A 12,746-nucleotide genomic window follows, 5' to 3' on the forward strand; every position below is an offset into this window, starting at 1 on the left:
TTAGCCTAAAAAATATGCAACCCTATGCTAAAAGTGCTGAAACTCACGAATTACGGTGGTAGAATCCATTTTTAAGCAACCGGTGATTTTTAAAATGGGTAAGAACGTCGTCGTACTGGGCACTCAATGGGGTGACGAAGGTAAGGGCAAGGTCGTAGACCTGCTGACCGAACGGGCTCAATATGTAGTGCGCTACCAAGGGGGCCATAACGCTGGCCACACTCTGGTTATTAACGGTGAAAAAACCGTCCTTCATTTGATTCCTTCAGGCATTCTGCGTGCAAACGTGACCAGCATCATCGGCAACGGTGTGGTTCTGGCTCCCGACGCATTGATGAAAGAAATGGGTGAACTCGAAGCGCGCGGCATCCCGGTACGCGAACGTCTGTTACTGTCCGAAGCCTGCCCGCTGATCCTGCCTTATCACGTTGCGCTGGATAACGCGCGCGAGAAAGCACGTGGCGCGAAAGCCATCGGCACCACCGGTCGCGGTATTGGCCCGGCTTACGAAGATAAAGTTGCTCGCCGCGGTCTGCGCGTTAGCGACCTGTTCAACAAAGAAACCTTCGCCGTTAAGCTGAAGGAAATCGTTGATTATCATAACTTCCAGTTGGTCAACTACTACAAAGTTGAAGCCGTTGATTACCAGGCGACTTTGGATTACGTGCTGTCTATCGCCGATATCCTGACCGCCATGGTTGTTGATGTGTCCGAACTGCTGGACGGTGCGCGCAAGCGTGGCGATCTGATCATGTTCGAAGGCGCACAAGGCACCCTGCTGGATATCGACCACGGTACCTATCCGTACGTGACCTCCTCCAACACCACTGCTGGCGGCGTTGCTACCGGTTCAGGTATTGGTCCGCGTTACGTGGATTACGTGCTGGGCATCGTTAAAGCCTACTCCACCCGCGTGGGTGCAGGTCCGTTCCCAACTGAGCTGTTCGACGAAACCGGTGAGTTCCTGTGCAAGCAGGGTAACGAGTTCGGCGCCACTACGGGTCGTCGTCGTCGTACCGGCTGGCTGGACGCGGTAGCGGTTCGCCGCTCAGTACAGATCAACTCCCTGTCCGGCTTCTGCCTGACCAAGCTGGACGTGCTGGATGGCTTGAAAGAAGTGAAGATCTGCGTGGGTTACCGCATGCCTGACGGCCGCGAAATGACCACCACTCCGCTGGCGGCTGAAGGTTGGGAAGGTATCGAGCCAATCTACGAAAGCATGCCGGGCTGGAGCGACACCACCTTTGGCGTGAAAGAACACAGCAAACTGCCACAGGCGGCGCTGAACTACATCAAGCGCATTGAAGAGCTGACTGGCGTACCGGTAGACATTATCTCTACTGGCCCAGACCGTAGCGAAACCATGATCCTGCGCGACCCGTTCGACGCATAATCTGGCCTTGCTGCAGTAAAACAAACCGGGCAATGTCCCGGTTTGTTTTTATCATTTTTCTCCCCGGTTGCGGTTTCACTTCGAAAAATCCTTTCTTTAACCTGTCCAGAGCCCGAGATACGCTAAATAATTAGCGGCGAACTCTCTGGCTGGTTTATTATCCAATAAGTAATCTTTTGAATAATGCCGAAAATCGGCGTATCAGACGGGTAAAATGATACCCAGAGGTAGATGTGCAGTTAACAAGTTTTACTGATTACGGCCTGCGGGCGTTGATCTACATGGCCTCGCTGCCACCGGACAAAATGACCAGCATCTCGGAAGTTACCGAGGTCTACGGCGTGTCCAGAAACCATATGGTAAAGATCATCAATCAGTTAAGCCGGGTTGGGTTTGTGACCGCGGTGCGCGGTAAGAACGGCGGCATCCGTTTGGGCAAACCGGCCGAAACCATTCGCCTCGGCGATGTCGTCAGGGCGCTGGAGCCGCTCTCACTGGTTAACTGCAGCAGTAACTTTTGCCACATAACCCCTGCTTGCCGCCTGAAACTGGTGCTGCAACAGGGCGTACAGAATTTCCTTGAAGAGCTGGACAGCCATACGCTGGCCGATATGGTCGAAGACAATCCATCGCTCTACAAGCTATTGCTTGTCGAATAAAGCGTCGCTGAGAAGACAAGGCTCAGCGGCACCCTGCTGATGACAACGGAGGAACCGCAATGTCACAAGATCCATTCCTGGAACGAGAAGCAGAAAAATATGAATCCCCAATCCCAAGCCGTGAATTCATTCTGGCCCATCTGGCGAAAAGAGAAACGCCGGCTAGCCGCGAAGAGCTGGCCAAAGAGCTGAATTTAACCGGTGAAGAACCTTTAGAAGCGTTGCGCCGCCGTCTGCGTGCGATGGAACGTGACGGTCAGTTAATCTTTACCCGCCGCCAGTGCTATGCACTGCCGGAACGCCTTGATCTGCTGCGCGGCACCGTTATCGGCCACCGTGATGGCTTTGGTTTCCTGCGTATTGAAGGCAGCAAAGACGACCTGTATCTGTCAGCCGAGCAGATGAAAATGGCGATCCACGGTGATGTGGTGCTGGCACAGGCAATGGCTGCAGACCGTAAGGGCCGCCGTGAAGCGCGTATCGTCCGCGTATTGGTGCCAAAAACCAGCCAAATCGTCGGCCGCTTCTTTATGGACGCCGGTACCGGCTTTGTGGTGCCGGACGACAGCCGCCTGAGCTTTGACATCCTGATCCCTGCCGAGGCCGCCAGCGGTGCGCGCATGGGCTTTATGGTGGTGGTTGAGCTGACCCAGCGTCCGACCCGCCGTACCAAAGCGGTGGGCAAGATCGTTGAGATCCTCGGCGATAAAATGGGCACCAGCATGGCGGTGGATATCGCTCTGCGCACCCATGAGATCCCGCATGTCTGGCCACCACAGGTAGAAAAACAGGTTGCCGACCTCAGCGAACAGGTACCGGAAGCCGCCAAGAAAGGCCGTGTCGATCTGCGTCAGTTACCGCTGGTGACTATTGATGGCGAAGACGCGCGCGATTTCGATGATGCGGTTTACTGCGAGAAGAAACGCGGCGGTGGCTGGCGCCTGTGGGTAGCTATTGCCGACGTCAGTTACTACGTACGTCCGCGCACGGCGCTGGATGACGAAGCGCGTAACCGTGCGACTTCGGTGTACTTCCCGTCGGAGGTTATCCCGATGCTGCCGGAAGTGCTGTCCAACGGCCTGTGCTCGCTGAACCCGCAGGTTGACCGCCTGTGTATGGTGTGTGAGATGACCATCTCCGCCCAGGGGCGTCTGTCGACGGCCAAATTCTATGAAGCGGTAATGAGTTCTCATGCCCGTTTAACCTACAACAAAGTCTGGCACATCTTGCAGGGCGATCAGGAGCTGCGTGAGCATTATCACCCGCTGGTCAAGCACCTGGAGGAACTGCACACCATGTACAAGGTGCTGGATCAGGCGCGTGCCGAACGTGGCGGTATTGCTTTCGAAACCGAAGAAGCCAAGTTTATCTTCAACGCCGAACGCCGTATTGAGCGCGTAGAGCCAACGGTGCGTAACGACGCCCACAAGCTGATCGAAGAGTGCATGATCATGGCGAACGTCGCCGCGGCGCGCTTCGTTGAGAAGAATAACGAGCCGGCGCTGTTCCGTGTGCACGATCGTCCGAGCGACGATCACATTACCGCATTGCGCAGCGTGTTGGGCGAACTGGGTCTGACGTTGGGCGGCGGCAACAAGCCGCAGCCGAAGGACTACGCCACTTTGATGGATGAAGTGTCCGAACGTCCTGACCATGAAATGCTGCAAACCATGCTGCTGCGTTCCATGAAGCAGGCCGTCTACGATCCGGAAAACCGGGGCCACTTTGGTCTGGCGCTGGCTTCTTATGGCCACTTCACTTCACCGATCCGCCGTTACCCGGATCTGGCGATGCACCGCGCGATCAAATATCAGCTGGCTAAAGAGCACGGCGAGCCGAAAGAGCGCTGGACGCCGACCGGTGGCTGGCACAGCGAGTTTGAAGAAATGCTGCAGCTGGGCGAACACTGTTCGATGGCCGAACGCCGTGCTGATGAAGCTACGCGTAACGTGGCCGACTGGCTGAAATGCGACTTTATGCAGGATCACGTTGGCGAAGTGTTCAGCGGTATTATTGCCAGCGTGACCGGCTTTGGTTTCTTCGTCCGCCTGAACGATCTGTTTATCGACGGTCTGGTGCACGTATCATCGCTGGATAATGACTATTATCGCTACGATAATATCGGTCAGCGTCTGATTGGCGAATCCTCCGGCGTGGTTTATCGCCTGGGTGATACGGTGGAGATCCGCGTTGAAGCGGTGCATATGGACGAGCGTAAAATCGACTTCGCTCTGGTCTCCAGCACTCGCAAACCGCGTGGTGAAGGCAAAACCGAACGCGATCGTGCCAAGAATGGTGGCCAACGCACTCTGCGTGGCGGGGCCGGTGCAGGCCGTACTTCTGCGCCACGCAAACGTCGTGGTGGCAAAGCGCCAGCCAATTTTGAACCTGACAGCGCCTTCCGTAAAGACGAAGCCAAATCCGCTGACAAGGTGAAGAAAGACAAAAAGGCGAAAGCCAAAAAAGTGTCCGACAAAACCCGGAAAATAGCGTCGGCGACCAAGGCCAAACGCGCCGGCAAGAAGAAAGGTGCTGAGCAGGCTTAATCTGCCACACGTCATTATCACCGGCTGGCATACGCCAGCCGCACAGTTAAAAGAGCATCATGAGCGAAATTATTTACGGTATTCATGCCGTCAAGGCCCTGTTAGACAACGATCCGCAACGCTTCCTGGAAGTGTTTATCCTCAAAGGGCGTGACGATCGCCGCTTGCAGCCGCTGATTGCCGAGCTGGAAGCGACCGGCATTGTGATCCAGGTGGCAAACCGCCAGTGGCTGGATGAGAAAGTCGAGGGCGCGGTGCATCAGGGCATTATCGCCCGGGTGCGCGAAGGGCGTCAGTATCAGGAAAATGACTTGCCGAAGTTGCTTGAAAGCGTGGATACGCCGTTCCTGCTGGTGCTGGATGGCGTGACCGACCCGCACAACCTCGGGGCCTGTCTTCGCAGCGCCGATGCGGCCGGCGTACACGCCGTCATTGTTCCGCGCGATCGTTCTGCCCAGCTGAATGCCACGGCCAAGAAAGTGGCCTGCGGCGCGGCGGAAAACGTTCCGTTGATTCGCGTGACCAACCTGGCGCGAACCCTGCGTTTGCTGCAGGAAATGAACGTCTGGGTCGTCGGCACTGCCGGCGAAGCCGACCACACCTTGTTCCAGAGCAAAATGACCGGCCCAATGGCGCTGGTGATGGGCGCGGAAGGCGAAGGCATGCGTCGCCTGACTCGCGAGCACTGCGATGAGTTGATCAGCATCCCGATGGCAGGCACGGTATCTTCACTGAACGTTTCAGTCGCCACCGGCATCTGTCTGTTTGAAGCGGTGCGTCAGCGCAGCTGATTTACCGGTAAGGGCGCAGAATTTTGCGCCCTTATTACTTTCTCAATTCCCACCCTGTGATCTTACCTGCGGCAGAAATCCCCCTGACGACCATAATTACTCCTGACGCTTTTATCAGGGAGCAAGCCCATGGTCTGGAATACACACACCGTTTTTAATCAGCCGAAGCCACTGGGGAACAGTAATTTGTTCCTGTCCGATACGCCGCTGCATGAAGCGGTACAGCGCGAACAAGCCGGTTGGGATGTCGAGGTGCTGGCCTCGCTGGGCCAACAGTTGGGCACCCAGGAGTCACTGGAGCTGGGGCGACTGGCCAATGCCAATCCGCCGGAGCTGCTGCGCTATGATGCCACCGGCCAGCGGTTGGACGATGTCCGTTTCCATCCCGCCTGGCATATCCTGATGCAGGGGCTGATTGCTAACCGGGTGCATAACCTGCCGTGGCAGGAGGATGCCCGCATTGGTTCGTTCGTGGCACGCGCCGCGCGCTTTGTACTGCATGCCCAGGTCGAAGCCGGCACCCTGTGTCCGGTGACCATGACTTTTGGCGCCATTCCACTGCTGCAGCGCTCATTACCTGCAGAATTCCAATCCTGGCTGACGCCGCTGCTTTCCGACCGTTACGATGCGCATTTGTTGCCCGGTGGGCAAAAGCGCGGTTTGTTGATTGGCATGGGGATGACAGAAAAGCAGGGCGGTTCCGACGTATTGAGCAATACCACCACCGCCAACCCGCTGGCGGTACGGGACACGGGGGAAGCTTACCGGCTGGTGGGACACAAATGGTTCTTCTCGGTGCCGCAGAGCGATGCGCACCTGGTGCTGGCGCAGGCCGAGGGCGGTCTGTCCTGCTTCTTTCTGCCGCGTATTTTGCCGGACGGCACGCGCAACGCCATTCGGCTGGAACGGCTGAAGGATAAGCTGGGTAATCGCTCCAACGCCAGCGGTGAGGTGGAGTTCCAGGATGCCATCGCCTGGCTGGTGGGTGAGGAAGGGGACGGTGTGCGGCATATCCTGAAAATGGGCGGTCTGACGCGTTTTGACTGTGCGTTGGGCAGCCAGGGTTTGATGCGCCGCGCGTTGTCGGTGGCACTGTACCACGCTCTGCAGCGGCAGGCGTTTGGCAAGCCCCTGATCGAGCAGCCTATGATGCGCCAGGTATTGGCACGGATGGCGTTGCGGCTGGAGGGGCAGACGGCGGCCTTGATGCGCCTGGCGCGTGCCTATGACAGCATTGGCGTCGGAGCCCCTTTGGAACAGGCGCTTTGTCGGGTAATGACCCCGGCGGCGAAGTTTGAAGTCTGCCGGCAAGGCATCCCTTTTGTTGGCGAAGCGATGGAAGCGCTGGGTGGTATTGGCTACTGTGAAGAGAGTGAACTGCCGCGGCTGTACCGTGAAATGCCGGTGAACAGTATCTGGGAAGGTTCTGGCAATATTATGTGTCTGGACGTGATGCGGGCCTGGGGAAAGTTGCCGGTGGTGCAGGAGGCGCTGGAGCTTGAGTTTGGCGAGGTCAGGGGACAGAACCGCCACTTTGATCACCAATGGCGACGTCTGCTCCAGTTGATGCGCAAACCCCAGGAAGAGCAGGGCCGCGCGGTTACCGGCGCGTTATTCAATCTGTTCGCCGCAGCACAGCTTCTGCGTTACAGTTCACCGCCGTTGGCGGAAGCCTGGTGTCAAATGATGCTTGATGCCCGCGGTGAACGAGCATTACCAGACCGACTGTGCGAGATGCTGTTCGCCCGAGCGATGGGTGGCTAGGGAAAACAGTGGCGCTACAGCGGGAAAAGCTTTTTAATTCAGCACTTGGCCCGTAAGGGATACTGACCTCTGACCAGGAAAATGACATGGATATTCTCAGCGCGTTGGCGGCATTCGCCTCTTATTTCTTCAGTGGCTTTGCCATGGTTCTGGTGTTTTTGTTTGTCTATACCCGCATTACGCCGCATGACGAATGGGCGTTGATCAAGGCCGACAATCAGTCAGCCGCCTTTGGTTTTGTCGGTGCCTGCCTGGGTTATGTGATCCCGCTGGCCAGTGCGGCGATCAACTCGGTCAGCCTGCTGGACTACCTGTTATGGGGCGTGGTGGCATTGGTGGTACAGCTGCTGCTGTTTGCGGCGGTGAAAATCTACATGCCGCGTATCAGCGACAAGATTGAAGCCAATCACGTAGCTGCCGGGATTTTCCTGGGGGGCGTATCGATCAGTGGCGGCGTGTTGAATGCGGCCTGTATGACCTACTAAAGATAGAGTATTGCCGAGGCGCGCCAGCCTGGCTGATGCGCCTGTTCTTCCAGCCGCAGGATCCGGTAATAGCTCGCGCCATGCTCATCAGCCTTGCGGGCAATCAATTGTTCGACATCCTGAGGCGAGCCGGACAGGTTATTCAGGGTGATTTCCGCAATTTCGCTAAGCGGCGTAACGCGGTCTGCGGGCGCCAATTCAGCGGATTGGGCGCTGGCGCTGAGTAACCCCATTGAAAGCAGGAGGGCGGTGAGTGCGGCGGAGCGTGTCATGGCGTTCCCCTTGGTCGGATCCTGGATCCACGCCCGCAGGCTGCGGCGCGCTGACCGCCAGTGTGCAACAGCCAACTTCAGTCTGTGCAAAGCCAATGTAAATCTTTTTAAAACTCCAGCGTTTACCGGTACAGGATCGCTTGCGAATACCATTGGCCGGGAACCACGGTTTCACTGTTCATCATGATCATGTAATAGCGTGCACCGCTGGCGTTGGCTTTCTTCTGAATTTCCGCCTCTACATCCATTGGACTACCGCGGACCAGCGCGCTGGTGGTGCCCATTTTCACCAGACTGCCGGTTTGCGCCCGGGTGATCTCTTGCGCTTGCCCGGTGGGTGCCGGTGGGGCTTTTGGCGTAGTGCTCATTATGCCGCAGGCGCTAAGCAGCGTGACCAGCGTCAGGGGCAGTAACAGGCGGGACGGTTTCATAGGCACCTCGGTATAGCGGATAGCATGATTTCAGTGTAACCCATTATAAATTGGAACAGATTAAGCTAATGCTTTTTAGCGCAAGTTTGCCATTATGAGGGCCAACAGCAACGCAGAGGGAAAACGGATGATTGAAATCTATGACGAGCGAGTGGGAGACATTGCGGTGATCCACGCGGTGCCCGCGGGACAGTATCATCAACCGCTGCCGACGGTATTTTTCTACCATGGCTATACCTCTTCGAAAGAAGTCTATGCCTACTTTGCCTATGCCTTGGCCAAGGTCGGGTTTCGCGTGGTACTGCCGGATGCCGATCTGCACGGCGAGCGTTTTGATGGTGATGAACCGAAGCGGCTGGCCAGATTTTGGGAGATCCTCCGTCGCAATATTGACGAGTTACCGGCACTGAAGGCGCATTTTGAGCAGCGCGGTCTGGTTGCCGGAGGGCGTATTGGCGTGGCTGGGGCATCAATGGGCGGGATGACGACGCTGGGCAGTTTTGCCCGTTATCCGTGGGTGAAGGCTGCTGCCAGTCTGATGGGGGCCGGTTATTACACCTCTCTGGCGCAAACGCTGTTCCCGCCGCTGGATGAGCAGGGGGAGCCTTTGTCGCCCAGCGGCTTTGACGCGCGCATTGCCGTGCTGGCGGAATACGGTCTGGAGCACCAGTTGGAAAAAATTGCCGACCGCCCACTGTTGCTGTGGCACGGTGAGGCGGACGATCTGGTACCGGCGGCGGAAAGCCTGCGGTTGGCGACTGAACTGCGCCAGAGCGGCTGGGACCGGCAATTGACGTTGCTCACTGAGCCGGGGGTCAAGCATCGCATTACGCCGCAGGCGCTCAGTGCTACCGCTGATTTCTTCGTGAGAACGCTGTAAAAAAAGCCCCCTGCATGCAGGGGGCTGATGGTGACTTGCGTATTTTAATTGACTGTTTTGGGCACGACTTGCTTCCCTGGTACTGCATTTTCACTTAGCGATACAGCTCGGCGCTGACGTGGATGGTGCTGTTGTTTTCAGGCTCATGCAGGGCAATGATCCGATAGGCAGTGGCGCCGCGCTGATCGGCTATCTTGCTCACCTGGCTGGTGGCGTCATCCGGGGAGACCACATTCTGGTTCAGCGTGACGAATCCTACGCTCTGACGTTGGTCAGCCTGATGGGAAGTGATCTCGGTCGCGGCCATGACGTTGGCGGAAAACAGCAAAGCAATGGCGGTAACGATGGTAATACTTTTCATAATTGCCTCTCTTAACTGTTTGCTTCAACGGCCTGACAGCCGATGCCAGTGCAGCAAAAAGTTATTTGCATGTATTGAATAACCTCAAATCTTTTTCGTCGCGCTGTCTGCGGCGGATAACTACCATTTTAGACCTTCCCGTCGGATTAAAAAGGCCATCATTTTGATAACCTCGTTCAAAAAAAATGAATGAAATTCATGCGGCAGTGATGATTTTATTGAGAGATTTTTTGAACTGATGGATTTGTGTACATAGGTTTTGCTAACAGCAAATCGTGCTATTTTCGCATCCGCTTCGCATTACCGATAATAAGCCCCCTTCGACCCTTGAGTTTTTCAGCCTGCGCAAGTATGATTACGCGTCATTTTTTCAGCCGCACACACATACACGTTCCTTGCTTCCATGGGCCGCGGTTGACCCTGACAGGAGGCTGAATAATCCGTAAGGAGCAATTCGATGCGTCATTACGAAATCGTTTTTATGGTCCACCCTGACCAAAGCGAACAGGTTCCGGGCATGATCGAGCGTTACAGTGCTACCATCACTAACGCTGCTGGTCAGATTCACCGTCTGGAAGACTGGGGCCGCCGTCAACTGGCTTACCCGATCAACAAACTGCACAAAGCTCACTACGTTCTGCTGAACGTTGAAGCTCCGCAGGAAGCGATCGATGAGCTGGAAACAAACTTCCGCTTCAACGACGCCGTTATCCGCAGCATGGTTATGCGCGTTAAGCACGCGGTAACTGAAGCATCTCCGATGGTTAAAGCGAAAGACGAACGTCGTGGCGATCGCCGCGAAGACTTCGCTAACGAAACCGCAGATGATGCAGATGCTGGGGATTCTGAAGAGTAATTTACCGTGACGGCTAATCGGCTGACGTTGTCTGGCACTGTGTGCAAGACGCCGACGCGTAAAGTGAGCCCGTCAGGTATTCCACATTGCCAGTTCGTGCTTGAGCACCGTTCAGTGCAGGTGGAAGCCGGTTTTACCCGGCAAGCCTGGTGTCGTATGCCGGTGATTATCAGCGGCAAAGCCCATCAGGCCATTACTCAAAGTATAACGGTCGGTACGCCTCTCACCGTTTCAGGTTTCATTAGCAGCCATCAAGGGCGCAATGGACTGAACAAGACGGTGTTGCATGCCGAGCAGATTGAATTGATAGATTCTGGAGACTAGCCTAATGGCACGTTATTTCCGTCGTCGCAAGTTCTGCCGTTTCACAGCGGAAGGCGTTGTTGAGATCGATTACAAAGATATCGCAACGCTGAAAAACTACATTACCGAAAGCGGTAAAATTGTCCCGAGCCGTATTACCGGTACTCGTGCAAAATACCAGCGTCAGCTGGCTCGCTGCATCAAGCGTGCTCGCTACCTGTCCCTGCTGCCATACACTGATCGTCATCAGTAATCGGCCGCCGTCTATTAACGACTTTAAGAGGATAAGGTAATGCAAGTTATTCTGCTTGATAAAGTAGCAAACCTGGGCAGCCTGGGTGATCAAGTTAACGTTAAAGCGGGCTACGCCCGTAACTTCCTGGTACCACAGGGCAAAGCTGTTCCTGCTACCAAGAAAAACGTAGAGTTCTTCGAAGTACGCCGTGCAGAACTGGAAGCCAAACTGGCTGAAATTCTGACTGCTGCTGAAGCTCGCGCAACCAAGATCAACGAACTGGGTTCAGTCACCATCGCGTCTAAATCAGGCGACGAAGGTAAACTGTTCGGCTCTATCGGCACCCGCGACATCGCTGACGCAGTTACTGCGGCTGGCGTTGAAGTTGCCAAGAGCGAAGTTCGTCTGCCGAATGGCGTTCTGCGTACCACTGGTGAACACGAAGTTCAGTTCCAGGTACACAGCGACGTATTCGCACAGCTGAATGTAGTTGTGGTAGCAGAAGCTTAATCGCTGCTGCTCACCAAGTTAAAACGCCAGCCTCGTGCTGGCGTTTTGCTTTTCTGCGTCCGGCAAAACGCGTTACCCTGTTATCACCCTGGGTGAGGAGCAGCGGCAAATGGCAGAGATTAACCTACAGCGTGTGTATGACTTTACCGGCCCGGCGCCGGAGAACTGCTATCTGATTGATCGACTGTGGCCGCGAGGCATCAGCAAGGAACGGCTACAGGGCGTACAGTGGCTAAAGCAGGTCGCGCCGGATAATGCACTGCGGCAGTGGTTTCATCAGCATATAGAGCAGTGGGAAGAGTTTGAAAGTCGCTACCGACGGCAACTGGCGGAAAATGACGCCTGGCAGCCGCTGGTGGCGTTATTACGGCAAGGGCAACCCGTGACCTTGCTTTATGGCAGTAAAGACACACAGCACAACCAGGGCGTCGTGCTGCGCGACTTTCTGTTGGCGCAGTTAGCGAATTAACGCTCGCGGCGATAGCTGCCGTCAGCCTGGCGGCGGAATAGCACCTGGCTGTTATCTGCTGTAGTGACCGACAGGGCGGTGATCACACCGTTGGTATCCCGTTCGATACGCACTTCCTGGCCGGCCTTCATATTGCTGAGTGGCTTGTCGTTGCCTTCCACCTGCGCCATGGCGAACACTTCGTTCACTGGCAGGTTGTTGTCGCGGAACAGTTGCGCCAGCGTCTGGCCCGGCTGGATCTGGTAGCGTTGCCAGTTACCCGCCGGTTCCGCCTCTGGGGCGTGCTGTTGCTGAGCGTCATTTTGCAAATCGGCCCGCAATGGGACGCTGTTATCCTGCTGAGTGACCGGGAAGGGCTGCCCGCTGTTTTGCGAAGAATATGGCCACAGCAGCGCCAGCAGCAGGATGATGCCGAAAATCAGGGTCCAGCGGCGGTGAAAATAGGGTAATGGCTCCATCCAACCAAAACCGTCCGGCAGATGCCAGATCTTCAGCAGTAACGCTTTGATATTCTGTCCCTTACCCTTTTCCGGTGGTTGTTCTGAATCCGGATCTTCTACCGCCTCTGGCGCGGAGCCTGGTTTCAGGCGCTGGCTGAAGTTCAGCCAGGTGCGCAGCAATGGCTGGTAGACACGGGTGGTTTTCCTTCTCCTGGGCGAGATTCTGCCCATGGTGACCTCTCTTCAACGGCGTAAAATATCAGAGTACAAAAGGCTGTACCGACGGCCCGATGCCCTGCTTCCAGTATAGCCCGCTAACTGATTGAAGTGAAAGGCAGCAGCAAACTCATG

The 12,746-nt window shown here is 55.8% G+C and carries 16 protein-coding genes; 12 read left to right on the plus strand and 4 right to left on the minus strand.

Going from position 1 to position 12,746, the window contains the following annotated elements; translation table 11 throughout:
- The first annotated feature begins 94 nt into the window (after window positions 1-94).
- From QOT07_RS01700 to QOT07_RS01725, 6 genes are all read left to right on the plus strand, one after another.
- Window positions 95-1,393 (plus strand): adenylosuccinate synthase, encoded by a 1,299-nt coding sequence (locus QOT07_RS01700; protein ID WP_099064530.1) that lies wholly within the window; start codon window positions 95-97, stop codon window positions 1,391-1,393.
- 233 nt (window positions 1,394-1,626) lie between these two features.
- Entirely contained in the window at window positions 1,627-2,052 is a 426-nt protein-coding gene (nsrR, locus tag QOT07_RS01705) for a nitric oxide-sensing transcriptional repressor NsrR (RefSeq protein WP_085119411.1), read from the plus strand.
- 59 nt (window positions 2,053-2,111) lie between these two features.
- Window positions 2,112-4,598 (plus strand): ribonuclease R, encoded by a 2,487-nt coding sequence (gene rnr / locus QOT07_RS01710; RefSeq protein WP_283602459.1) that lies wholly within the window; start codon window positions 2,112-2,114, stop codon window positions 4,596-4,598.
- A gap of 59 nt (window positions 4,599-4,657) precedes the next feature.
- Window positions 4,658-5,389, plus strand: coding sequence for a 23S rRNA (guanosine(2251)-2'-O)-methyltransferase RlmB (gene rlmB, locus QOT07_RS01715; RefSeq protein WP_085119414.1), 732 nt, complete (start codon window positions 4,658-4,660; stop codon window positions 5,387-5,389).
- Window positions 5,390-5,518: 129 nt separating this feature from the next.
- A complete protein-coding gene (locus QOT07_RS01720; RefSeq protein ID WP_283602460.1) occupies window positions 5,519-7,153 on the plus strand; it encodes an isovaleryl-CoA dehydrogenase in 1,635 nt (544 codons plus the stop codon).
- An 86-nt stretch (window positions 7,154-7,239) separates the two neighbouring features.
- Window positions 7,240-7,638, plus strand: coding sequence for a DUF350 domain-containing protein (locus QOT07_RS01725; protein WP_099064471.1), 399 nt, complete (start codon window positions 7,240-7,242; stop codon window positions 7,636-7,638).
- Here QOT07_RS01725 and QOT07_RS01730 read toward each other — a convergent pair.
- Both QOT07_RS01730 and bsmA read right to left on the minus strand, forming a co-directional pair.
- Window positions 7,635-7,910 (minus strand): YdgH/BhsA/McbA family protein, encoded by a 276-nt coding sequence (locus QOT07_RS01730; protein WP_099064472.1) that lies wholly within the window; start codon window positions 7,908-7,910, stop codon window positions 7,635-7,637. The genes QOT07_RS01725 and QOT07_RS01730 overlap by 4 nt on opposite strands.
- Window positions 7,911-8,032: 122 nt before the next feature.
- On the minus strand, window positions 8,033-8,341 hold the full coding sequence (gene bsmA, locus QOT07_RS01735) for a biofilm peroxide resistance protein BsmA (RefSeq protein WP_283602461.1): 309 nt from the start codon (window positions 8,339-8,341) through the stop codon (window positions 8,033-8,035).
- A gap of 127 nt (window positions 8,342-8,468) precedes the next feature.
- On the opposite strand from bsmA, the gene yjfP reads away from it, so the two are divergent.
- Window positions 8,469-9,221 (plus strand): esterase, encoded by a 753-nt coding sequence (gene yjfP / locus QOT07_RS01740; RefSeq protein ID WP_283602462.1) that lies wholly within the window; start codon window positions 8,469-8,471, stop codon window positions 9,219-9,221.
- Between the two features lie 94 nt (window positions 9,222-9,315).
- On the opposite strand, the gene QOT07_RS01745 is transcribed toward yjfP, so the two are convergent.
- Window positions 9,316-9,582, minus strand: a complete 267-nt coding sequence (locus tag QOT07_RS01745) for a YdgH/BhsA/McbA family protein (RefSeq protein WP_283602463.1) — start codon at window positions 9,580-9,582, stop codon at window positions 9,316-9,318.
- A gap of 457 nt (window positions 9,583-10,039) precedes the next feature.
- Between QOT07_RS01745 and rpsF the strand changes: the two genes are divergently transcribed.
- The 5 genes from rpsF to QOT07_RS01770 all read left to right on the plus strand — a co-directional run bounded on the left by rpsF (window position 10,040) and on the right by QOT07_RS01770 (window position 11,955).
- Window positions 10,040-10,438 (plus strand): 30S ribosomal protein S6, encoded by a 399-nt coding sequence (gene rpsF, locus QOT07_RS01750; protein ID WP_006317459.1) that lies wholly within the window; start codon window positions 10,040-10,042, stop codon window positions 10,436-10,438.
- Between the two features lie 6 nt (window positions 10,439-10,444).
- A complete protein-coding gene (gene priB / locus QOT07_RS01755) occupies window positions 10,445-10,762 on the plus strand; it encodes a primosomal replication protein N (protein ID WP_085119426.1) in 318 nt (105 codons plus the stop codon).
- 4 nt (window positions 10,763-10,766) lie between these two features.
- Window positions 10,767-10,994 (plus strand): 30S ribosomal protein S18, encoded by a 228-nt coding sequence (gene rpsR / locus QOT07_RS01760; protein WP_002210155.1) that lies wholly within the window; start codon window positions 10,767-10,769, stop codon window positions 10,992-10,994.
- Between the two features lie 39 nt (window positions 10,995-11,033).
- Window positions 11,034-11,486: a 50S ribosomal protein L9 gene (gene rplI / locus QOT07_RS01765; protein WP_012004910.1), complete on the plus strand. Its 453-nt coding sequence runs from the start codon at window positions 11,034-11,036 to the stop codon at window positions 11,484-11,486.
- Between the two features lie 109 nt (window positions 11,487-11,595).
- Complete coding sequence (locus QOT07_RS01770) at window positions 11,596-11,955, plus strand: DUF488 domain-containing protein (RefSeq protein WP_283602464.1); 360 nt, start codon at window positions 11,596-11,598, stop codon at window positions 11,953-11,955.
- Here QOT07_RS01770 and QOT07_RS01775 read toward each other — a convergent pair.
- Window positions 11,952-12,626, minus strand: coding sequence for an OapA family protein (locus QOT07_RS01775; RefSeq protein WP_283602465.1), 675 nt, complete (start codon window positions 12,624-12,626; stop codon window positions 11,952-11,954). The two genes, QOT07_RS01770 and QOT07_RS01775, sit on opposite strands and share 4 nt — an antisense overlap.
- Window positions 12,627-12,746 lie beyond the last annotated feature (120 nt).

The organism is Serratia proteamaculans, from assembly GCF_949794035.1.
Taxonomy (GTDB): Bacteria; Pseudomonadota; Gammaproteobacteria; order Enterobacterales; family Enterobacteriaceae; genus Serratia; species Serratia proteamaculans.